Origin of the sequence: Pseudomonas sp. ATCC 13867 (genome assembly GCF_000349845.1) — a bacterium.
Lineage (GTDB): Bacteria > Pseudomonadota > Gammaproteobacteria > Pseudomonadales > Pseudomonadaceae > Pseudomonas.
The window spans coordinates 3,797,794-3,818,338 of record NC_020829.1 but is presented as its reverse complement, the minus strand read 5'-3'; the positions used below and the strand labels follow the sequence as shown (position 1 = coordinate 3,818,338).

19 protein-coding genes and 1 tRNA gene are annotated in these 20,545 nt (G+C 64.9%); 13 read left to right on the top strand and 7 right to left on the bottom strand.

The window, feature by feature from the left end:
• The first annotated feature begins 4 nt into the window (after positions 1-4).
• Genes zwf through H681_RS16935 form a run of 3 tightly spaced genes read left to right on the top strand, consistent with a single transcriptional unit; the run spans position 5 to position 2,842 of the window.
• The gene (gene zwf, locus H681_RS16945; RefSeq protein ID WP_015478100.1) at positions 5-1,474 is read left to right on the top strand and encodes a glucose-6-phosphate dehydrogenase; all 1,470 of its coding nucleotides are present in this window, start codon (positions 5-7) and stop codon (positions 1,472-1,474) included.
• Positions 1,461-2,177 carry a 6-phosphogluconolactonase gene (gene pgl, locus H681_RS16940; protein WP_015478099.1) on the top strand — a complete coding sequence of 239 codons (717 nt, stop codon included), beginning with the start codon at positions 1,461-1,463 and terminating at the stop codon, positions 2,175-2,177. Before zwf ends, pgl begins: the two co-directional genes overlap by 14 nt.
• 17 nt (positions 2,178-2,194) lie before the next feature.
• Positions 2,195-2,842, top strand: a complete 648-nt coding sequence (locus H681_RS16935) for a bifunctional 4-hydroxy-2-oxoglutarate aldolase/2-dehydro-3-deoxy-phosphogluconate aldolase (protein ID WP_015478098.1) — start codon at positions 2,195-2,197, stop codon at positions 2,840-2,842.
• 194 nt (positions 2,843-3,036) lie between these two features.
• On the opposite strand, the gene H681_RS16930 is transcribed toward H681_RS16935, so the two are convergent.
• From H681_RS16930 to H681_RS16915, 4 genes are all read right to left on the bottom strand, one after another.
• Entirely contained in the window at positions 3,037-4,869 is a 1,833-nt protein-coding gene (locus H681_RS16930; protein ID WP_015478097.1) for an ABC transporter ATP-binding protein, read from the bottom strand.
• A 75-nt stretch (positions 4,870-4,944) separates the two neighbouring features.
• Positions 4,945-5,505 carry a peptidylprolyl isomerase gene (locus H681_RS16925; RefSeq protein ID WP_041712654.1) on the bottom strand — a complete coding sequence of 187 codons (561 nt, stop codon included), beginning with the start codon at positions 5,503-5,505 and terminating at the stop codon, positions 4,945-4,947.
• 29 nt (positions 5,506-5,534) lie between these two features.
• Entirely contained in the window at positions 5,535-6,326 is a 792-nt protein-coding gene (locus H681_RS16920; RefSeq protein WP_015478095.1) for an alpha/beta fold hydrolase, read from the bottom strand.
• Positions 6,327-6,352: 26 nt separating this feature from the next.
• Entirely contained in the window at positions 6,353-7,279 is a 927-nt protein-coding gene (locus H681_RS16915; protein ID WP_015478094.1) for a LysR family transcriptional regulator, read from the bottom strand.
• A 55-nt stretch (positions 7,280-7,334) separates the two neighbouring features.
• Between H681_RS16915 and H681_RS16910 the strand changes: the two genes are divergently transcribed.
• From H681_RS16910 to H681_RS16870, 9 genes are all read left to right on the top strand, one after another.
• Positions 7,335-7,649, top strand: coding sequence for a hypothetical protein (locus H681_RS16910; protein ID WP_015478093.1), 315 nt, complete (start codon positions 7,335-7,337; stop codon positions 7,647-7,649).
• 151 nt (positions 7,650-7,800) lie between these two features.
• Positions 7,801-8,400, top strand: coding sequence for an FMN-dependent NADH-azoreductase (locus tag H681_RS16905; RefSeq protein ID WP_015478092.1), 600 nt, complete (start codon positions 7,801-7,803; stop codon positions 8,398-8,400).
• Positions 8,401-8,603: 203 nt separating this feature from the next.
• A complete protein-coding gene (ihfB, locus tag H681_RS16900) occupies positions 8,604-8,888 on the top strand; it encodes an integration host factor subunit beta (RefSeq protein WP_015478091.1) in 285 nt (94 codons plus the stop codon).
• A 30-nt stretch (positions 8,889-8,918) separates the two neighbouring features.
• Entirely contained in the window at positions 8,919-9,224 is a 306-nt protein-coding gene (locus H681_RS16895; protein ID WP_015478090.1) for a lipopolysaccharide assembly protein LapA domain-containing protein, read from the top strand.
• A gap of 118 nt (positions 9,225-9,342) precedes the next feature.
• Complete coding sequence (locus H681_RS16890) at positions 9,343-10,368, top strand: tetratricopeptide repeat protein (protein ID WP_236620483.1); 1,026 nt, start codon at positions 9,343-9,345, stop codon at positions 10,366-10,368.
• Positions 10,369-10,417: 49 nt separating this feature from the next.
• A complete protein-coding gene (locus H681_RS16885; protein WP_041712095.1) occupies positions 10,418-11,380 on the top strand; it encodes a UDP-glucose 4-epimerase family protein in 963 nt (320 codons plus the stop codon).
• Positions 11,377-12,402: an MraY family glycosyltransferase gene (locus tag H681_RS16880; RefSeq protein ID WP_015478087.1), complete on the top strand. Its 1,026-nt coding sequence runs from the start codon at positions 11,377-11,379 to the stop codon at positions 12,400-12,402. The genes H681_RS16885 and H681_RS16880 overlap by 4 nt, the downstream gene beginning before the upstream one ends.
• Before the next feature lie 74 nt (positions 12,403-12,476).
• On the top strand, positions 12,477-14,468 hold the full coding sequence (locus H681_RS16875) for a polysaccharide biosynthesis protein (protein ID WP_041712094.1): 1,992 nt from the start codon (positions 12,477-12,479) through the stop codon (positions 14,466-14,468).
• 192 nt (positions 14,469-14,660) lie between these two features.
• A complete protein-coding gene (locus H681_RS16870) occupies positions 14,661-15,008 on the top strand; it encodes a ComEA family DNA-binding protein (protein WP_015478085.1) in 348 nt (115 codons plus the stop codon).
• A gap of 334 nt (positions 15,009-15,342) precedes the next feature.
• Here the strand turns inward: H681_RS16870 and H681_RS16865 are convergent.
• Both H681_RS16865 and H681_RS16860 read right to left on the bottom strand, forming a co-directional pair.
• Positions 15,343-15,418 (bottom strand) — tRNA-Asn (locus tag H681_RS16865).
• Positions 15,419-15,487: 69 nt separating this feature from the next.
• Positions 15,488-16,684 (bottom strand): amino acid aminotransferase, encoded by a 1,197-nt coding sequence (locus H681_RS16860; protein ID WP_015478084.1) that lies wholly within the window; start codon positions 16,682-16,684, stop codon positions 15,488-15,490.
• 183 nt (positions 16,685-16,867) lie between these two features.
• Here H681_RS16860 and uvrB point away from each other — a divergent pair, with 183 nt between their 5' ends.
• Positions 16,868-18,883, top strand: coding sequence for an excinuclease ABC subunit UvrB (gene uvrB / locus H681_RS16855; protein ID WP_015478083.1), 2,016 nt, complete (start codon positions 16,868-16,870; stop codon positions 18,881-18,883).
• A 138-nt stretch (positions 18,884-19,021) separates the two neighbouring features.
• On the opposite strand, the gene H681_RS16850 is transcribed toward uvrB, so the two are convergent.
• The gene (locus H681_RS16850) at positions 19,022-20,527 is read right to left on the bottom strand and encodes an MDR family MFS transporter (protein ID WP_269078310.1); all 1,506 of its coding nucleotides are present in this window, start codon (positions 20,525-20,527) and stop codon (positions 19,022-19,024) included.
• Between the last annotated feature and the right edge of the window lie 18 nt (positions 20,528-20,545).

Here is a 20,545-nt window from a genome sequence, read left to right as displayed (position 1 = left end):
ACAAATGCCTGATGTGCGCGTTCTACCCTGTACCCTGGCGCTGTTCGGCGCACTGGGTGATCTCGCCCTGCGCAAGCTGCTGCCGGCGCTGTATCAACTGGACCGCGAGGGCCTGCTGCACGGCGACACCCGCATCCTCGCCCTGGCCCGTGACGACGGTGCCAGCGAGGCGCCGCTGGCCACCATCGAAGGCCGCCTGCGCCAGGCGGTGCCGGCGAACGAGTGGGATGACGCCGTGTGGACCCGCTTCCAGGCGCGGCTGACGCACCTGAGCATGGACTTCCTCGACGCCGGCGCCTACAGAACGTTGGTCGAGCGGGTTGGCAACGCGCAGACGCTGGTGGCGTATTTCGCCACGGCGGCCTCGGTGTTCGGCGGCATCTGCGAGAACCTCGCGGCCGTCGGCCTTGCCGAGCGCACCCGGGTGGTGCTGGAAAAACCCATCGGTCATGACCTGGAATCCTCCCGCGTGGTGAACGACGCGGTGGCGCGCTTCTTTCCGGAAAACCGCATCTACCGGATCGACCACTACCTGGGCAAGGAGACGGTGCAGAACCTCATCGCGCTGCGCTTCGCCAACAGCCTGTTCGAGACCCAGTGGAACCAGAATCACATCTCCCATGTGGAGATCAGCGTGGCCGAGAAGGTCGGCATCGAAGGCCGCTGGGGCTACTTCGACAAGGCCGGCCAGTTGCGCGACATGGTGCAGAACCACCTGTTGCAACTACTCTGCCTGATCGCGATGGACCCGCCGGCGGACCTGACCGCCGACAGCATCCGCGACGAGAAGGTGAAGGTGCTGCGCGCGCTGGAGCCCATCGCGCCGGAACAACTGGCCACCCGCGTGGTGCGTGGGCAGTACACCAGCGGTTTCATCGACGGCAAGGCGGTGCCCGGCTATCTCGCCGAGGAAAATGCCAACCCCAACAGCGACGCCGAGACCTTCGTCGCGATGCGCGTGGACATCCGCAACTGGCGCTGGTCCGGCGTGCCGTTCTACCTGCGCACCGGCAAGCGCATGCCGCAGAAGCTGTCGCAGATCGTCATCCACTTCAAGGAGCCGCCGCACTATATCTTCGCCCCGGAGCAGCGTTCGCTGATCAGCAACCGGCTGATCATCCGCCTGCAGCCGGACGAGGGCATTTCCCTGCAGGTGATGACCAAGGACCAGGGCCTGGGCAAGGGCATGCAGCTGCGCACCGGCCCGCTGCAACTGAATTTCTCCGAGACCTTCCACACGGCCCGCACGCCGGATGCCTACGAGCGGCTGTTGCTGGAAGTCATGCAAGGCAATCAGTACCTGTTCGTGCGCAAGGACGAGGTGGAGTTCGCCTGGAAATGGTGCGACCACCTGATCGCCGGTTGGGGCCGCCTGGGCGAACAGCCCAAGCCGTACCCGGCGGGCAGTTGGGGCCCCCAGGCGGCCGTTGCCCTGATCGCGCGCGACGGGAGGGACTGGTATGGCGATCACTGAACCGAAACTGGCTGAAGGCATGGCCTGGAAAACCTGGAAGAACGCCGCCGAGCAGGCCAGGGGACTGGCCGCAAGCGTGGCCGATGGATTGCGCGCGGCGCTGGCCGCGCGGGGGCGGGCGCTGCTGGTGGTGTCCGGCGGGCGTAGCCCGATCGCCTTCCTCGAAGCGCTGAGCGGCGCCGAGCTGGACTGGTCGAAGGTTTCCGTCAGCCTGGCCGACGAGCGCTGGGTGCCTGAGTCGCACCCGGACAGCAATGCCGGCCTGCTGCGCCGTCACCTGCTCAAGGGGGCGGCGGCCAAGGCGAACTTCATCGGCCTCTACCAGCCGGCGAGCAGCCTGGATGAGGCGGCGGCCAAGGCGGATCGCTACCTCCATGAACTGGCGTTGCCCATCGATGTGCTGGTGCTGGGCATGGGCGACGACGGCCACACGGCATCGCTGTTCCCCGGCAGCGCCAACCTGGCCGATGCGCTCGACCCGGCGAGCACGCGTCGCTGCCTGCCGATGTGGGCGCCGAGCGTGCCCCGTCAGCGCCTGACCCTGACCCGCGCCGTGCTGCAAGGCGCGCGGGTGCAACTGCTGGCCATCCAGGGCGAGGCCAAGCTGGCCACCCTGAGCCAGGCGCTCAGCGACAACGACGACCAGCGCATGCCAATCAATGCGTTCCTGCGTTCGCCTCTTTCGATCCACTGGTGCCCCTGAGGCACGGAGTTACCGCAATGTCTGAACAACACATCCAGCAGATCGATGCCCTGGCGCGGCGCGCGCGGATCCTGCCGGTGATCACCATCGAGCGCGAGGCGGACATCCTGCCGATGGCGGATGCCCTGGCCGCTGGAGGGCTCACCGTCCTGGAGGTCACGTTGCGGACGTCGCTGGGGCTCATCGCGATTCGCCAGTTGAGCGAACAGCGTCCGGAACTGTTGGTCGGCGCCGGAACGGTGCTCGACCCGGAAACCTTCCGCCGGGCGGAAGAGGCGGGGGCGAGATTCATCGTGACGCCGGGCTGCACCGATGAGCTGCTGCAATACGCCGCCGGCCGCCCGGTGCCGCTGCTGCCGGGGGTGGCCACGGCGTCGGACATCATGGCCGCATACCGCCACGGCCTGCGCCGCTTCAAATTGTTTCCGGCCAAGGTGTGCGGCGGCGTGGAAGCGCTCAAGGCCTTTGCCGGGCCGTTCCCGGACGTGCGTTTCTGCCCCACCGGCGGCGTCGGCCCGGACAATCTGAATGACTACCATCGGCTGCCCAACGTGATGTGCGTGGGTGGTAGCTGGATGCTGCCCAAGGCCGCCATCGACAGCGGCGACTGGGCCACGGTCGAACGCCTGGGCCGCGAGGCGCTGGCTTTGCTGGATACACACTGAGCTGTCCTGATCTGGACGTGCCCGGCCTTGTGCCGGGCTTTTTTATGGGGGCGCGAGCGGCTCTTCGTAGGAGCGAGCTTGCTCGCGAACGGATTTCCCGGCGGCTCTGATGCTCGGGCTGTTCGCGAGCAAGCTCGCTCTTACAGATAACGGATGTATCAGCGCAGCTTGCCGGAGCGGCGGTGCATCGGAGATCAATCCACCCCGACGAACCCACCCGTCTGGTGCCGCCACAGCCGCGCGTACAGCCCGCCATGAGCCAGCAGCTCGGCGTGGCTGCCGCTCTCGACCACGCGGCCATGTTCCAGCACCACCAGGCGGTCCATGCGGGCGATGGTGGACAGGCGGTGGGCGATGGCGATCACCGTCTTGCCCTGCATCAGGGTCTCCAGGCTTTCCTGGATCGCCGCCTCCACTTCCGAGTCCAGCGCCGAGGTGGCCTCGTCGAGGATCAGGATCGGCGCATCCTTGAGCAGCACGCGGGTGATCGCGATGCGCTGGCGCTGGCCGCCGGAGAGCTTTACGCCGCGCTCGCCGACGTGGGCGTCGAGCCCGCTGCGCCCCTCGGCGTCGCTCAGCTGCGGGATGAACTCCGAGGCCCGGGCCTTCTGGATCGCGTCCTGCAACTCCGCTTCGCCGGCATCCGGGCGGCCATAGAGCAGGTTGGAGCGGATCGAGCGGTGCAGTAGCGAGGTATCCTGGGTGACCATGCCGATCTGCGCGCGCAGGCTTTCCTGGGTCACGCCGGCGATGTCCTGGCCGTCGATCAGGATGCGTCCGCCTTCCAGGTCATACAGGCGCAGCAGCAGGTTCACCAGGGTGGACTTGCCGGCGCCGGACGGGCCGACCAGGCCGATCTTCTCGCCGGGGCGCACGGTCAGGTCGAGGTCGTCGATCAGGCCGCCGCCCTTGCCGTAGCTGAAACTCGCCTGCTCGAAACGCACCTCGCCGCGACTCACCGTCAGCGGCCTGGCATCGGGCTTGTCCACCACCTGGCGGGGCAGGGCGATGGTCTGCATGCCGTCCTGCACCTGGCCGACGTTCTCGAAGATGCCGCCGACCACCCACATGATCCAGCCGGACATGTTGACGATGCGGATGACCAGGCCGGTGGCCAGGGCGATGGCGCCCACCGAGATCAGCGACTGGGTCCACAGCCACAGGGCCAGGCCCGTGGTGCCGGCGATCAGCAGGCCGTTGAAGGCGGTGATGGTGACGTCCATCGAGGTCACCACGCGCCCGGCGCTCTGGGCCTTGCGGGTCTGGTCGTCGATGGCGTCGCGGGCGTAGTCCTCTTCCTGGCGCGTGTGGGCGAACAGCTTGAGGGTGGTGATGTTGGTGTAGCCGTCGACGATCCGGCCCATGAGTTTCGAGCGCGAGTCCGAGGCAACCACCGAGCGGTGCTTCACCTGTGGAATGAAGTAACCCAGCGCGCCGACGTAGCCGATCATCCAGAGCAGCAGAGGGATCATCAGTCGCCAATCGGCCTCGGCAAACAGTACCAGGGAGCTGACGATGTAGATGAGTACGTGCCAGATGGCATCGACCGCTTGTACGGCGGAGTCGCGCAGCGAGTTGCCGGTCTGCATGATGCGCTGGGCGATGCGTCCGGCGAAGTCGTTCTGGAAGAAGCCCAGGCTTTGCTTGAGTACGTAGCGGTGATTCTGCCAGCGGATCAGGTTGGTCATGCTGGGGTTGATGCTCTGGTGCACCAGCATGTCGTGCAGGCCGAAGAACACCGGGCGCAGGATCAGCGCCACCACGGCCATCCAGATCAGCTCGCGGCCGTGCTGGGTGAAGAAGTCGGCGGGGGCGGTGCCCTGGGCGAGGTCGACGATGCGCCCGAGGTAGCTGAACAGCGCGACTTCGATCAGCGCGGCGATCAGGCCGACGATGAGCAGGGCGAGGAACACCGGCCAGACCTGGCGCAGGTAGTAGACGTAGAAGCGGATGACGTCGGTGGGCGGCATGCGCTCGGGGACGTCGCGGAAGGGGTCGATCAGACGTTCGAAACGACGGTAAAGCATGATTCTTCTCGGGTTGGTAGCGGGTCCATCCTGGACCCGCTGAACAGGGCCTCCGTCAGGCGTATGCGCGAGGCATCACAGGCGCTTGGCGGAGAGGATGACCACCGGGGTGGTCGGTACGTCCTGGAACATGCCGCGATTGCCGGTCTTGACGCCGGCGATCTGGTCGACCACGCCCATGCCGCGTACGACCTTGCCGAACACGGCGTAGCCGAAGTCGCGGGAGCCGTGGTTGAGGAAGTCGTTGCCGGTCAGGTTGATGAAGAACTGGCTGGTGGCGGAGTTCACGTCGCTGGTGCGGGCCATGGCCAGGGTGCCGCGCTCGTTGAGCAGGCCGTTGTCAGCCTCGTTCTTGATCGGCGCCTGGGTGTCCTTCTGGTTCATGTTCTCGGTGAAGCCGCCGCCCTGGATCATGAAGTTGGGGATCACGCGGTGGAAGATGGTGCCGTTGTAGAAGCCACTGTCGACATAGGCGAGGTAGTTCTTCACCGAGATCGGCGCCTTGTCGGCGTACAGCTCGATTTCGATTTCCCCCTGGCTGGTGGACAGCAGCACGTGCGGCTTGTTGGCGTCGGCGGCGAATGCCGAACCGGCCAGGACGAGGGAGCAGGCGGCGAGCAGGAAGCGTTTGAACAGGGTCATTTGGCGGATGTTTCCTGAAGGTTCTAGGGATGGTCGACCTGCTCGAGGAAGTCGAGCAGGGTGGTGTTGAAGCGTTCCGGTTGATCCAGCGGCGTGGCGTGGCGCGAGTCCTCGATCACTACCAGGCGGGCGTTGGGCAAGTGCCCGACGTAGGCCTGCTTGAGCGAGACCGGGGTGTAGTCGCGGTCGGCGCTGATCACCAGCGTGGGACAGGTTATGCGCGCCAGGCGTTCCTGCACACCCCAGCCGATGATGGCGTGCAGGCTGGAAAGGTAAGCGCGTTTGTCGTTCTGCGGCCAGCGCTGCTGGATCTTGCGGCGCAAGTCGGCCTGTTCGGGCTTGGGAAAGAGCAGCTTGCCCAGGGCCTTGCCCACGGTGTCCAGGCCCAGCACATGGGCGAGGAACAGGCGGCGCGCCACTTCCAGGTACTCGCGCGGAGTGCGGGGTTTGACCTCCGGCGCGCTGTTGACGATGGTCAGGCTGTTCAGCCGCTCCGGCCAGCGGGTGGCCAGTTCGAAGCCGATCATGCCGCCCATGCTGATGCCCACCAGGTGCACGCGGCCCAGGCGCAGGTGGTCGAGCAGGGCGATAACGTCCTCGGCGAAGGCGGCGATGCTGTAGCGCTCGCGCGGCTTGTCCGACTGGCCGTGGCCGCGCACGTCGAGGGCGATCACCCGGTGGCGCTTTTCCAGTTCCGGCACCTGGTATTCCCAGTCGCGGGTGCTGGAGCCGAGGCCGTGCACCAGCAGTACCGGGGTACCGAATCCGCTTTCCTCGTAATGCAGGCGGTGGCCGGTGTGGTCGAAGAAGGGCATGGCGGGCTCCTTGGGCGAGTCCGGCTTCAGGCCGGGCTCTCGGGGGCGGCGAAGTGCGCGTCCAGCGGGACGCTGGCGAAGGTGGTCAGCAGCTCGACGAGAATCTGCGTGGCCGGACCCAGCGGCTTTTCCTTGTTCGGGTAGAGATAGAAGCGGCTCTCGCGTACGCCGCCCTGGGTCAGTGGCAGCGGCTTGAGCAGGCCGTCGCGCAGTTCGCGCTCGACCATGTGTCGCGGCAGCCAGGCGAAGCCCAGGCCGTTGCTGACGAAGGTGGCGGCGGTGGCCAGGCTGCCCACCGTCCAGCGCTGCTCGGCGCCCAGCCAGCCGACATCGCGGGGCTGCAGGCGACCGGAGTCGCGGATCACCACCTGCATCTGGGCTTCCAGGTCCTGGTGGGTGAGTTCCCGTTGCAGGCGGTGCAGCGGATGGTCGGGGTGGGCTACGGCGACGAAGTCCACCACGCTCAGGTCGGCGCCCAGGTGGCCGGCGATGTGCAGGCCGCTGATGGCCAGGTCGGCGTGGCCCTGCACCAGGGCTTCCTCCACGCCGGAAAGCACTTCCTCGCGCAGCAGCACCCGGCAGCCACGGCTTTGCGGCATGAAGGCGGAGAGGGCGCGCACCAGGCGCACTGTGGGGTAGGCGGCATCCACCACCAGGCGGACTTCCGGTTCCCAGCCCTGTTCCATATGGTGGGCCAGCTCTTCCAGTTGCCCGGCGGACTTCACCAGTTGCCGGGAGCGCCGCAGCAGCACCTCCCCGGCCTCGGTGAGCACGGCCTTGCGCCCGTCGATGCGCAGCAGCGGCACGCCGAGCTGTTCCTGCATCCGCGCCACGGTATAGCTGATCGACGACTGCGAACGGTGCATGGCTTCCGCCGCCTGGGCGAAGCCGCCGTGATCGACCACGGCCTGCAGGGTTCTCCACTGATCCAGGGTAACGCGGGGCGCTTTCATCCTCGCTTCCTCTTGTCTAATCTGGCGGTCCGAAGAAGACCTGCAAGAGACCGCCATGAAAAAAATCTGCTGTGCCGTACTGGCTTTGTTGCCGCTGACCGCCCTGGCTTATCCCATCGAGGTGCAGAAGAGCCTCAACGGCACCGAGGTCGATTACGAGACCCAGGACATCGGTGACCAGATGGGAGCCATCCTCCTGCGCAACAACGGCCAGCAGTCGGTGACCTGTACCGCGGTGTTCGTCAATGGCCCGGAAACGCCCCATGTGCGCAAGGCCACCCTGGAGCCGGGCAAGCAGGCCAACATGACCTCCAGCTTCAGCCGTGCGGTGATCAAGCTGCGCATCAAACTCACCTGCAGGCCGGCCTAACGGCGCTTCGATGTTCGCTCAAGACTAGAAGCAGTCTGCTTGAAAATCAATTTATTCGATAATTAGTAGCGATTATTTCCGCTTTTTTATCGACTTATCCATCTTTAGGATTCACTCCATCGCCCAGTTATGACCGATGGAGGTCGAATCCATGTCCCGCGTTCTGGTTATCGAAAGCAGCGCCCGTCAGCAAGGTTCCGTATCCCGTCAGCTGACCCGCGATTTCATCGCCCAATGGCAGGCCGCCCACCCGGCGGATGACATCCAGGTTCGCGACCTCGCCGCCGAGCAGGTCCCGCACCTGGACGCCGACCTGCTGGGCGGCTGGATGAAGCCTGAACAGGAACAGTCCAAAACCGAGCGCGCGGCGTTGCAGCGTTCCAATCTGCTGACCGCCGAACTGCAGGCCGCCGACGTGCTGGTGCTGGCCGCGCCGATGTACAACTTCGCCATCCCCAGCACCCTGAAATCCTGGCTGGACCACGTGCTGCGCGCCGGCGTCACCTTCAAGTACACCGAGACCGGCCCGCAGGGGCTGCTGACCGGCAAGCGCGCCTTCGTGCTGACCAGCCGCGGCGGCGTCTACGCCGGTGGCGTGCTGGACCACCAGGAGCCCTACCTGCGCCAGGCGCTGGGCTTCGTCGGTATCCACGATGTCATCTTCATCCATGCCGAAGGCCTGAACATGGGGGCCGAGTTCGCCGAGAAGGGCCTTTCCAGGGCCAAGGCCCAGCTCGCCGCCGTCGCCTGATCCGTTTTTTCCTTGCGCACCCTTTCGCTCCTGGGTGCGGCCGTGGCCGACCTCCATCCCCCGGAGGCCGGCCATTTTTTTATTCCCGGCACCGGTCCGGTGGGGGAGTAATCACATCCTCCCCCTTCGGGCTGTTCAAAGCATGATCAGCATGCTAAAAGAACCTAGAGCTGATCTAGCCGCTTGAAAAAGAAGGGAAAACCATGACCAAGTCGGAGTTGATCGAGAGAATCGTCACCCATCAGGGGCAGCTTTCCGCAAAGGATGTGGAGCTGGCGATCAAGACCATGCTTGAGCAAATGTCCCAGGCTCTGGCCACTGGGGATCGCATCGAAATCCGGGGTTTCGGTAGCTTCTCGCTGCATTACCGTGCGCCGCGCACTGGCCGCAATCCGAAAACCGGCGAATCCGTGCGCCTGGACGGCAAGTTCGTCCCGCACTTCAAGCCCGGCAAGGAGCTGCGCGACCGCGTCAACGAGCCCGAGTGATCCCGGGGTATCCGTTTTGAAGGAGTTTCCATGCTTCGGGTAAAGCGTTTCCTGTTCATCCTGGCGTTCGTCGTGCTGGCCGCCGTGGTTGTGGTTTTCGCCCTGGAAAACCTCCAGCCCGTGCAGTTGACCTTCCTCGGCTGGCAGTCGCCGCAATGGCCACTGGTGCTGTTCGTTTCCCTGGCTTTCATCCTCGGTGGGCTGATCGGCCTGCTGTTGAGCGTCCCCGTCCGCGCCCGGGCGCGCGTCCGCATGGCCGGCATGCGCTCCGAAATCACCCGCTTCCGCAAGGAGAACGACGCGCTGCGTGACAAGTCGCTGACGGACCATGCCTAGCGTACTGGCGACACTGTTCTTCTTCTGCGCCCTGGCCATCGGCTGGTGGATGGGGCGGCGTTCGCGTCCTGGATCCGCTGCCGGCGAAGGCAAGGACCTGCGTTCGCGCATCCACGGCATGCACAATCTGCTGGAGCGCCACTCCGACGATGCGCTGGAAAGCCTGTCCCAGGGGCTGCTGCTCAGCCCGGAGACGCTGGAAAGCCATCTGCACGTCGGCAACCTGTTCCGCCGTCGCGGTGACATCGAAAAGGCCATTCATATTCACCAGGATCTCTTGGGGCGCACGGGGGAGGACGCATCGCTGGCCTCCCAGGTTCGCCTCGAGCTGGCGCGTGACTTCATTGCCGGCGGCCTGCTCGGCAGCGCCGAGGAGTTGCTGGATGAGCTGATCCATCTGCAGGGCGAGCCGATTTCGCTGGAGGCGCTGGATGAGCAGCGCCTGATCTGCGAGCGGGAAAAGGGTTGGTCGCGGGCGATCGAGCTGGCCGCCCAACTGGTGCCGAGCCGCCCCGAGCTGAGCGCGGCGCTGGCCAACTATTATTGCGAGCTGGCCCAGGACAAGGGCCGGAGCGGTGATCGCAGCGCCATGCAGGAGCTTCTGCGCGAAGCTCGCCGGGTGGATCGCCATTGCGTGCGTGCGCTGTTGATGCGGCTGGACTGTGAGCTCTGGCGCCAGGACCATCCCGCGGCCGTTGCCACGATGACTGAGTTGGCGCGGGACGCCAAGGCTTTCGTTGGGGAGATCGTGCCGCTGTTGCGGCGTTACGATTGCCTGGGCGTGCCGCTGGTGCGCAAGTTTCTCCGTGACCTGGCGGAGTCCGAAGAGGTGCCGCCGCTGATCCTGGCTGTCCTGGCCGAAACCGAGGATGACGGCGCCTCGACGCATTGGCGTGACAGTCTGCTGCGGCGCGTCGAACAGCGTCCCTCCTGGCAGGGAATCGGCGAATTTCTGGACGGAGTCGAGAAAGCTGTCGACAACCCATCCGCCGTTGAAAAAATTGCTCCAATTATCATCGGCCTGTATAGGACAATGCCGCGCTATCGCTGTAGCCGCTGTGGCTTCGCCGGGCGGGAGCTGCACTGGCAGTGTCCGAGCTGCCATGCCTGGAATGCGCTGCGGCCGGTCATCTCGCCTCTCTAGGGCGACTCTCTGAATGACGCCGTGGGTGTCAGTTTCTACAGGTGCCGGATTGAACGTTTTACTGACGGGCGCGACAGGTTTTGTCGGTGGAGGCGTGCTGCTGCGCTTGTGCGCGGAGCCGGGCGTGCGGGTGCGCATCGCCGTGCGGCGGCCGCCGGACGAGGTGCCAGCCGGCGTCGAGTGCGCAGATATCGAAGGGCTGAGTGCCACCCAGTGCTGGGACGAGGCCCTGCGGGGTATCGACGTGGTCATCCATGCGGCGGCGCGTGTGCCTGTCATCGGCGAGCGCGCCAGCGATCCGCTGGCCGCGTTCCGTGCGGTGAACGTCGATGCGACTCGCCACCTGGCTCGGCAGGCCGCTGCGGCGGGCGTGAAGCGATTCGTTTACGTCAGTTCCATCAAGGTCAATGGCGAGGAAACCGAGCCGGGGCAGCCGTACCGTGCCGATTACGCCGCGCGCCCGCAGGATCCCTATGGCCAGTCCAAGCTCGAGGCGGAGCAGGCGCTGTTCGCCATTGCCGGCGAGACCGGGCTTGAAGTGGTCGTGGTGCGCTCGCCGCTGGTCTACGGGCCGGGCGTCAAGGCCAATTTCGCCAGTCTGATGGGGGCGTTGCAGCGGCGGTTGCCACTGCCTTTCGCAGCCATCGACAATCGCCGCAGTCTGGTTGCGCGGGACAACCTGGTCGATCTGCTGTTGCTGTGCGCGCGTCACCCCGAGGCGGCTGGCCGGGTGTTCCTGGTCAGCGATGGGCAGGATCTGTCCACGACGCAACTGTGCCGCGAGTTGAGCGAAGCACTGGGTGTGCGCCCGCGGCTGCTGCCGGTGCCGGCCCTGGCCCTGCGCGCGCTGGGGGTGCTTACCGGGCGCGGTCAGCAGGTGCAGCGCCTGCTGGGTTCGCTGCAGGTGGACATCTCCGCCACCCGCCGGATTCTGGATTGGCAGCCGCCGGTGCCGGTGAAGCAGGCCATCCGGGAAACCGCAGAATGGTACAGGGAGTGCCGAGGCCAATGAGCATGGGTGTATTGCTGGCGGCGGTTTTCCTGGTGTCCTGGGGCATGACCTGGGGCGTACGGCGCTATGCGCTGGCACGGAGCATCATGGACATCCCCAATGCGCGCAGCTCGCACCGGATTCCGACGCCCCGGGGCGGTGGTGTCGCCATCGTGGCGGGGTTCCTCGGCTGCCTGGCGCTGGCGGCTGTCCTGGGTGTGGTGGAGGTTCGTAGCCTGGTGGCCCTGCTGCCGGCCGGCGCCTGGGTGGCGGCCATAGGCTTCCTGGACGATCATCGGCATATTCCGGCGCGCTGGCGCCTGCTCGGGCATTTCCTCGGGGCGGGGTGGCTGCTGTACTGGGTGGGCGGGTTGCCGGTGCTGTCCGTGCCCTGGGGCATGCTCGACCTGGGGCTTCCGGGTGATCTGCTAGCCTTGGTATTTCTTGTCTGGTTGCTCAACCTGTACAACTTCATGGATGGCATCGATGGCATCGCCAGCCTGGAAGCCATCGGTGTCTGCCTGGCGGGCGCGCTCTGTTACGGCTTGGCCGGCGCGGGCTCGAATGCGTGGCTCCCATTGATCCTGGCCACGGCGACCGCGGGATTCCTGGTATGGAACTTTCCGCCGGCGCGTATTTTCATGGGGGATGCCGGCAGCGGCTTTCTCGGGGTCGTATTGGGAGGCATGGCGCTCCAGGCGGGATGGGTATCGTCGTCGCTGCTCTGGAGCTGGCTGATCCTGCTGGGGGTATTCGTCGTGGATGCGAGCTACACCTTGCTCCATCGCCTGATTCGCGGCGAGCGGGTCTACGAGGCGCATCGCAGCCATGCCTACCAGCGGGCCTCACGGCAATATGGCAGCCACTTGCGGGTTTCCCTGGCAATTACAGGCATCAACCTGTGCTGGTTGATGCCGCTGGCGATTCTGGTCAGTCTGGGGTGGGTTTCCGGTTTGCCGGTACTGATTGTGGCCTATGCTCCTCTGGTGCTTGTGGTAGCTCGTCTGGGTGCAGGTCGTCCGGATGATCAGGACGTGAGCTGAACTCCATTGGAAATGGTGGTCAATGTAGCGGGGAAGAACGGGTTATCTCCGCTCTCGATGAAGGACAAGCACAAATGCTTCGAGAACGCTTGCTAAGGCTTCCGCGACGCTACAAGCGCCTCTTGCAGGTCGCCACTGACATCATGCTGGTGTGGTTTTCGCTCTGGATGGCATTCATCGTACGTCTGGGGACGGAAGACCTGCTTTATCCGATGCGCGTGCACGGCTGGCTGTTCGTCGCTGCGCCGCTGGTGGCGACTCCGCTGTTCATCCGTTTCGGCATGTATCGCGCGGTGATGCGTTATCTGGGCAACGACGCGCTGATCGCCATCTGGAAGGCGGTTACACTGTCCGCCCTGCTGCTGTCGCTGGTGGTGTACTGGAACCGTTCGGTGATCGAGGCGGTTCCGCGTTCCCTGGTGCTGAATTACTGGTGGCTGAGCCTGCTGATGATGGGTGGCCTGCGTCTGGCCATGCGCCAGTATTTCATGGGCGACTGGTACGGCGTTGTGCAGGCGGTCCCGTTCTTCAACAAGCAGGACGGCCTGCCAAAGGTCGCCGTGTACGGCGCCGGCTCGGCGGGTAACCAGCTGGTCGCCGCTTTGCGTCTGGGGCGGGCCATGCGGCCCGTGGCCTTCATCGATGACGACGATGAGATCGCCAACCGCGTCATCGCTGGCTTGCGTGTCTACAAGCCCAAGCATATCCAACAGTTGATCGAGGAGACCGGCGCTCAGGAAGTGCTGCTGGCGATTCCGTCCGCCTCGCGTGCGCGCCGCCGCGAGATCCTGGGGTTGCTGGAACCCTATCCACTGCATGTGCGCAGCGTTCCCGGCTTCATCGACCTGGCCAATGGCCGGGTACGGGTGGACGACATCCAGGAGGTGGACATCGCCGACCTGCTCGGGCGGGATGCGGTCGAGCCGCGTAGGGAGCTGTTCGAGCACTGTATCCGTGGTCAGGCGGTGATGGTAACGGGGGCGGGTGGTTCCATCGGCTCGGAGCTCTGTCGCCAGATCCTGGCTTCTGCGCCGACGGTGCTCGTCCTGTTCGAGCACAGCGAATACAACCTTTATCGCGTGCACCAGGAACTGGAAATGCGCGTCAAGCGCGAGTCCCTGGCGGTCCAGTTGGTGCCGATCCTGGGCTCCGTGCGCAGTCCCGAGTGGTTGCTCGACGTCATGCGGACCTGGAAGGTGTCCACCCTCTACCATGCCGCTGCCTACAAGCATGTGCCGATCGTCGAGCACAACATTTCCGAAGGCGTGCTCAACAATGTGCTCGGAACGCTCCATACGGCGCAGGTGGCGGTGCAGGCCGGAGTCCAGCATTTCGTGCTGATCTCCACCGACAAGGCGGTGCGCCCGACCAATGTCATGGGCAGTACCAAACGTCTGGCGGAGATGATCCTGCAGGCCCTGAGCCAGGAGTCGGCGCCGGTGCTGTTCGGCGACAAATCCGGCGTGCATCAGGTCAACAAGACCCGTTTCACGATGGTGCGCTTCGGCAATGTGCTGGGGTCGTCCGGTTCGGTGATTCCGCTGTTCCGCGAGCAGATCAAGCGCGGCGGGCCGGTGACGGTCACCCATCCCGGCATCACCCGTTACTTCATGACGATTCCCGAAGCCGCCCAGTTGGTGATTCAGGCGGGCTCGATGGGGCGTGGCGGCGACGTGTTCGTGCTCGACATGGGGCAGCCGGTGAAGATTCTCGAACTGGCCGAACGGATGATCCACCTGTCCGGCCTGAGCGTGCGCTCTGAGCGGACGCCCCACGGCGATATTTCCATCGAGTTCAGCGGGCTGCGGCCGGGCGAGAAGCTCTACGAGGAGTTGCTGATCGGCGATAACGTCAGCGCCACCGAGCACCCCATGATCATGAAGGCCAGCGAAGAGCTGATGCCCTGGGAGGGCTTCAAGCTGGTGCTGGTCGATCTGCTCAAGGCGGTCGACCAGGGCAACTATGCGCGCGTGCGGCAGTTGCTGCGCGAAACGGTCAATGGCTATTGCCCGGAAGGCGACATCGTCGACCTTATCCATCAGCAGCGGCGCAGCATGGAACCCTGAAAACGGGCTCCTAGCAGAGGGTTGGAGAACCGCATCTGCGAACGCTGTCAGCCTTTTCTGCACAATCTATCGGCGGTGGCGGAAACTGCCGCCGACTCTTTAAACCGGCGTTTTCACGGACATTCCTGGCGATATGTTTTCCGGGCGGCGCAATGGCGCCGCCTCGAAACCTGATACATCAAGGAATGATTCATGAAGAAGAGTCTGCTTTCCGTTGCGAGCCTGATTCTGCTGGCCAGTCTTTCTTTCGTGGGTGTCGCTGGTGCGGCAACCAAGGCAGAACCTGTCGCCGCGCCTGCGGCCGAATCCTCCGCTCCCGCCAACAGGGCGCCGGTCGCGCAAGCCGACACGGTGAACATCAACTCCGCGACCGTGGATGAGCTGCTGAAGTCGCTGAAAGGCATTGGCAAGGTCAAGGCCCAGGCGATCATTGATTACCGTACGACCAACGGCCCGTTCACCAGCGTCGATCAACTGCTGGAAGTGAAGGGGATCGGCAAAGGGATCCTGGAGAAGAATCGAGACAGGATTTTGCTCTGAGGAGCCGAGGTAGAAAGAAGGCCGGTCGCTGACCGGCTTTTTTAGGGGCTTTGCCGCGACCTGGACTCGACGGCGCTAGCCGAACGCGCTTCAGCGCGGCCCCGAAGGGGGAATCACCTGGGACGTAGTCCCTGGAGAGAGTCCAGCAGCACAAAGAAAAAGCCCCCGGCATGTGCCGAGGGCTTTGAATTTGGCTCCGCGACCTGGACTCGACGGCGTCAGCCGAACGCGCTTCAGCGCGGCCCCGAAGGGGGAATCACCTGGGACGTAGTCCCTGGAGAGAGTCCAGTGGCACAAAGAAAAAGCCCCCGGCATGTGCCGAGGGCTTTGAATTTGGCTCCGCGACCTGGACTCGAACCAGGGACCCAATGATTAACAGTCATTTGCTCTACCGACTGAGCTATCGCGGAACAACGGGGCGTATCTTACTGATTAAAAAGGGGAAGTCAACATCGCCCCGATGACTTCCCCTTAATTTTTTACAGCACCTGGACGATGGCGCGGGTCACGGTGTCCAGGTTGCCGTTGTTCAGTGCGGCGACGCAGATGCGGCCGGTGCCGACGGCGTAGATACCGAACTCGTTCTTCAGGCGCTCGACCTGCTCGGCGGTCAGGCCGGAGTAGGAGAACATGCCGCGCTGCTGGGCCACGAAGCCGAAGTCACGCTTGGCGCCCAGGGCGGCCAGTTGCTGGACCATCGCTTCGCGCATGGTGCGGATACGGCTACGCATTTCGCCCAGTTCGTCTTCCCACAGGGTACGCAGTTCCGGGCTGTTCAGCACGGCGGCGACGACGCTGGCGCCGTGGGTCGGCGGGTTGGAATAGTTGGTGCGGATCACGCGCTTGACCTGGGAGAGCACGCGGGCCGACTCCTCGCGGCTGTTGGTCACGACCGACAGCGCACCAACGCGCTCTCCGTACAGCGAAAACGACTTGGAGAAGGAGCTGGACACGAAGAAGTTCAGGCCGGACTGGGCGAACAGGCGCACGGCGGAAGCGTCTTCGTCGATGCCGTCGCCGAAGCCCTGGTAGGCGATGTCGAGGAAGGGCACGTGGCCCTTGGCCTTGAGCACGTCCAGGACCTGCTTCCAGTCGTCCAGGGTCAGGTCGACGCCGGTCGGGTTGTGGCAGCAGGCGTGCAGCACCACGATGGACTGCGAGGGCAGGGCGTTGAGGTCTTCCAGCAGGCCGGCGCGGTTCACGCCGTGGGTGGCGGCGTCGTAGTAGCGGTAGTTCTGTACCGGGAAGCCGGCGGCTTCGAACAGGGCGCGGTGGTTTTCCCAGCTCGGGTCGCTGATGGCGACGGTGGCGTTGGGCAGCAGGCGCTTGAGGAAGTCGGCGCCGGTCTTCAGCGCGCCGGTGCCGCCGACGGCCTGGGTGGTCACCACGCGGCCTTCGGCCAGTAGCTTGGAATCAGCGCCGAACAGCAGCTTCTGTACGCCCGAGTCGTAGGCGGCGATGCCTTCGATCGGCAGGTAGCCGCGCGGGGCATGGGCCTCGATGCGGGCTTTCTCCGCGGCCTGCACGGCGCGCAGCAACGGGAGACGGCCTTCCTCGTTGTAGTAAACGCCTACGCCAAGGTTGATCTTGCCCGGACGGGTATCGGCGTTGAAAGCTTCGTTCAGGCCCAGGATGGGGTCGCGGGGGGCCATTTCGACAGCAGAGAACAGACTCATTTTGGCAGCAGCTCTAAGGCGGGAGTGAAGTGCAATTGCAACCCCCCGCTCACGGCGCTGGGGGTTGCGTCGACGGGCCGGTATTATATAGGCCTCTATGGCAGGCCGCGAGTTGTCGCGCATGCTTTTCGACTGGTATGACGCTTTGGCGACCGAAGCGTCACACGCCAATGCGAGGTTCCCATGTCGTTATTCCAGCTGGATTCGCGCTTCAAGCCCGCCGGCGATCAGCCCGAAGCCATCCGACAGATGGTGGAAGGGCTGGAAGCGGGCCTGTCGCACCAGACGCTGCTGGGGGTGACCGGCTCCGGCAAGACCTTCAGCATCGCCAACGTCATTGCCCAGGTACAGCGCCCGACCATGATCCTGGCGCCGAACAAGACCCTGGCCGCGCAGCTCTATGGCGAGTTCAAGACCTTCTTCCCGAACAACGCGGTGGAGTATTTCGTCTCCTACTACGACTACTACCAGCCCGAAGCCTACGTGCCGTCCTCCGATACCTATATCGAGAAGGACTCCTCGATCAACGACCACATCGAGCAGATGCGGCTGTCGGCGACCAAGGCGCTGCTGGAGCGCGAGGACGCCATCATCGTCTGCACCGTGTCGTCGATCTACGGTCTGGGCGACCCGGCGTCCTACCTGAAAATGGTCCTGCACCTGGACCGTGGCGACAAGATGGACCAGCGCGAGCTGTTGCGCCGCCTGACCAGCCTGCAGTACACCCGCAACGACATGGACTTTGCCCGCGCCACCTTCCGCGTGCGTGGCGACGTGATCGACATCTTCCCGGCGGAATCGGACCTGGAGGCCATCCGCGTCGAGCTGTTCGACGACGAGGTGGAGAACATCGCCGCCTTCGACCCGCTGACCGGCGAGGTGATCACCAAGCTGCCGCGCTTCACCTTCTACCCCAAGAGCCACTACGTGACTCCACGGGAAACGCTGCTGGAAGCTGTCGAGCACATCAAGGCCGAGCTCAAGCAGCGCCTGGACTACCTGCGCACCAACAACAAGCTGGTGGAGGCCCAGCGCCTGGAGCAGCGCACCCGCTTCGACCTGGAGATGATCCTCGAACTGGGCTACTGCAACGGCATCGAGAACTACTCCCGCTACCTCTCCGGGCGCGGTCCCGGCGAGCCGCCGCCGACCCTCTACGACTACTTGCCGGCCAACTCCCTGCTGGTGATCGACGAATCCCACGTCAGCGTTCCCCAGGTCGGCGCCATGTACAAGGGCGACCGTTCGCGCAAGGAAACCCTGGTGGAATACGGCTTCCGCCTGCCCTCGGCGCTGGACAACCGGCCGCTGCGTTTCGAGGAGTGGGAAGCGATCAGCCCGCAGACCATCTTCGTCTCGGCGACCCCCGGCCCCTATGAAGAGCAGCATGCCGGCCGGGTGATCGAGCAGGTGGTGCGCCCCACCGGTCTGGTCGACCCGGAAGTGGAAATCCGCCCGGCGACCACCCAGGTGGACGACCTGCTTTCGGAGATCCGCCTGCGCGTGGCCGAGGACCAGCGCGTGCTGGTCACCACCCTGACCAAGCGCATGGCCGAGGACCTCACCGACTACCTGGGCGATCACGACGTACGGGTGCGCTACCTGCACTCGGACATCGATACCGTGGAACGGGTGGAGATCATCCGCGACCTGCGCGCCGGCGCCTTCGACGTGCTGGTGGGGATCAACCTGCTGCGCGAGGGCCTGGACATGCCCGAGGTGGCGCTGGTGGCGATCCTCGATGCGGACAAGGAAGGCTTCCTGCGTTCCGAGCGCTCGCTGATCCAGACCATCGGCCGCGCCGCACGGAACCTGCACGGCAAGGCGATCCTCTACGCCGACAACATCACCGGCTCGATGCAGCGGGCGATCAACGAGACCGAGCGCCGCCGCATCAAGCAGCTGGAGTTCAACGCCAAGCATGGCATCGTGCCCAAGGGTGTGAAGAAGGACATCAAGGACATCCTCGAAGGCGCCGTGGTGCCGGGAGCCAGGGGCAAGCGTCGCAGCCTGGCGAAGGTCGCGGAAGAAAGTGGCCGCTACGAGAACGAGTTGCGTACGCCGGACGAGATCGCCAAGCGCATCAAGCAGATGGAAGAACGCATGTACCAGTTGGCCCGCGACCTGGAGTTCGAGGCCGCCGCCGGGGTGCGCGACGAGATCGGCAAGCTGCGCGACCGGATGGTGTCGATGGGCTGACAGGGGAGGACAGTCGAGGCGTGGATAGCTTTTCGTAGGAGCGAGCTTGCTCGCGAACCGCACAGCACCGTCATGCTTCGGCGTGAAGCGGGGTTCGCGAGCAAGCTCGCTCCTACAAGGGGGCTTGGCGCAGGATGGTCAGTGCGCCCCGGCCGCCGCGTCGGCACCGACGCCGGCCGGCAGCGGACGAGTCAGCAGCACCGCCACCATGCTCACCGCCAGCACGATGCCGATGGCATGGAAGGCATCGTTGTAGGCCATGATCGCCGCCTGCTGGTGGACGATCTCGCTGATCTTGCCCAGTGCCGCCTGCTGGCTGCCCAGTTGCGACGCCAGTTGCGCCAGGCGCTCGTCCACCGCACCGTTCACCGGCACCACCGCTTCGCGCAGGTAGTCGTAGTAGACCTTGGCGCGGCTATCGAGCAGGGTCGCCAGCAGGGCGATGCCGATGGCGCCGCCGAGGTTGCGCAGGATGTTGAACAGGCTGGATGCGGAGCCGGCGTCCTGCGGTTGCAGGTAGATCGTGGCGATCAGCGAGATGGTGACCATCACCATCGGCTGGCCGAGGGCGCGCAACAGCTGGATCTGGTTGAACTGCGGGCCGGCGAAGTCCGGGTTGAGCGCGCCGGAGAAGAAGCTCGCCATGCCGAACAGGCCGAAGCCCAGGGCACAGAGCAGGCGCGGTTCGATGATCTTCATCAGCTTGGGAATCAGCGGGATGATGAATAGCTGCGGCACGCCCATCCACATGATCACTTCGCCGATCTGCATGGCGTTGTAGCCCTGGATCTGCGCAAGATACAGCGGCAATACGTAGATCGAACCGTACAGTCCCATGCCCAGGCCGATGCTGGAGATGCTCGACAGGCCGAAGTTGCGGTTGCGCAGGATGCCCAGGTTGATCAGAGGGTTGGGCCGCGAGGTCTGCAGGATCACGAAGAGGATCAGGCTGACCAGCGCGATGCTGCCCAGGCTGACGATCAGGTTGGATTCCAGCCAGTCCTTGCGATGGCCTTCCTCCAGGAACACCTGCAGGCAGCCCAGGCCGACGGCCATCGTCACGATGCCGGCGTAGTCGGTGCTCTTCAGCAACTCCCAGTGCGGCGGCTTCTTCTCCAGGCCGTAGAGCAGGCCGGCGATCATCAGCAGGCCCGGCGGGATGTTGATGTAGAAGATGTATTCCCAGCCGAAATTCTCGGTCAGCCAGCCGCCCAGGGTCGGTCCGATGGATGGCGCGAAGGTGGCGGTGATGGCGAACAGCGCCATGCCCTTGGCGCGGTGATGTTCCGGCAGCTTGATCAGCGCCAGGGTGAAGGCCAGCGGGATCAGCGCGCCACCGGTGAAGCCCTGCATGGCGCGGAACACGATCATGCTCTCCAGGTTCCAGGCGAAGGAGCAGAGCAGGGAGGAGAACAGGAAGCCGGTGGAGATCATCCAGGCCAGCCGCCGCGCCGAGAGCAGCTGCACCAGCCAGGCGGTGAGCGGGATCATGATGATTTCCGCCACCAGGTAGGAGGTGGAAATCCACGAACCTTCCTCCAGGGTGGCGGCCAGTGCGCCCTGGATGTCTTTCAGCGAGGAGTTGGTGATCTGGATGTCGAGCACCGCCATGAACGCGCCGAGCATGACGCTGAAGACGGCGATCCAGTCGCGGCGGGTCGG

What these genes read in the sequence shown, in the direction of transcription:
- H681_RS16895 (WP_015478090.1), top strand. Translation starts at nt 8,919, where the DNA reads ATGCTTCGGGTAAAGCGTTTCCTGTTCATCCTGGCGTTCGTCGTGCTG.
- ihfB (WP_015478091.1), top strand. Translation starts at nt 8,604, where the DNA reads ATGACCAAGTCGGAGTTGATCGAGAGAATCGTCACCCATCAGGGGCAG.
- pgl (WP_015478099.1), top strand. Translation starts at nt 1,461, where the DNA reads ATGGCGATCACTGAACCGAAACTGGCTGAAGGCATGGCCTGGAAAACC.
- H681_RS16875 (WP_041712094.1), top strand. Translation starts at nt 12,477, where the DNA reads ATGCTTCGAGAACGCTTGCTAAGGCTTCCGCGACGCTACAAGCGCCTC.
- H681_RS16890 (WP_236620483.1), top strand. Translation starts at nt 9,343, where the DNA reads ATGCACAATCTGCTGGAGCGCCACTCCGACGATGCGCTGGAAAGCCTG.
- H681_RS16935 (WP_015478098.1), top strand. Translation starts at nt 2,195, where the DNA reads ATGTCTGAACAACACATCCAGCAGATCGATGCCCTGGCGCGGCGCGCG.
- H681_RS16915 (WP_015478094.1), bottom strand. Translation starts at nt 7,279, where the DNA reads ATGAAAGCGCCCCGCGTTACCCTGGATCAGTGGAGAACCCTGCAGGCC.
- zwf (WP_015478100.1), top strand. Translation starts at nt 5, where the DNA reads ATGCCTGATGTGCGCGTTCTACCCTGTACCCTGGCGCTGTTCGGCGCA.
- H681_RS16905 (WP_015478092.1), top strand. Translation starts at nt 7,801, where the DNA reads ATGTCCCGCGTTCTGGTTATCGAAAGCAGCGCCCGTCAGCAAGGTTCC.
- H681_RS16930 (WP_015478097.1), bottom strand. Translation starts at nt 4,869, where the DNA reads ATGCTTTACCGTCGTTTCGAACGTCTGATCGACCCCTTCCGCGACGTC.
- H681_RS16870 (WP_015478085.1), top strand. Translation starts at nt 14,661, where the DNA reads ATGAAGAAGAGTCTGCTTTCCGTTGCGAGCCTGATTCTGCTGGCCAGT.
- H681_RS16880 (WP_015478087.1), top strand. Translation starts at nt 11,377, where the DNA reads ATGAGCATGGGTGTATTGCTGGCGGCGGTTTTCCTGGTGTCCTGGGGC.
- H681_RS16910 (WP_015478093.1), top strand. Translation starts at nt 7,335, where the DNA reads ATGAAAAAAATCTGCTGTGCCGTACTGGCTTTGTTGCCGCTGACCGCC.
- H681_RS16860 (WP_015478084.1), bottom strand. Translation starts at nt 16,684, where the DNA reads ATGAGTCTGTTCTCTGCTGTCGAAATGGCCCCCCGCGACCCCATCCTG.
- H681_RS16920 (WP_015478095.1), bottom strand. Translation starts at nt 6,326, where the DNA reads ATGCCCTTCTTCGACCACACCGGCCACCGCCTGCATTACGAGGAAAGC.
- uvrB (WP_015478083.1), top strand. Translation starts at nt 16,868, where the DNA reads ATGTCGTTATTCCAGCTGGATTCGCGCTTCAAGCCCGCCGGCGATCAG.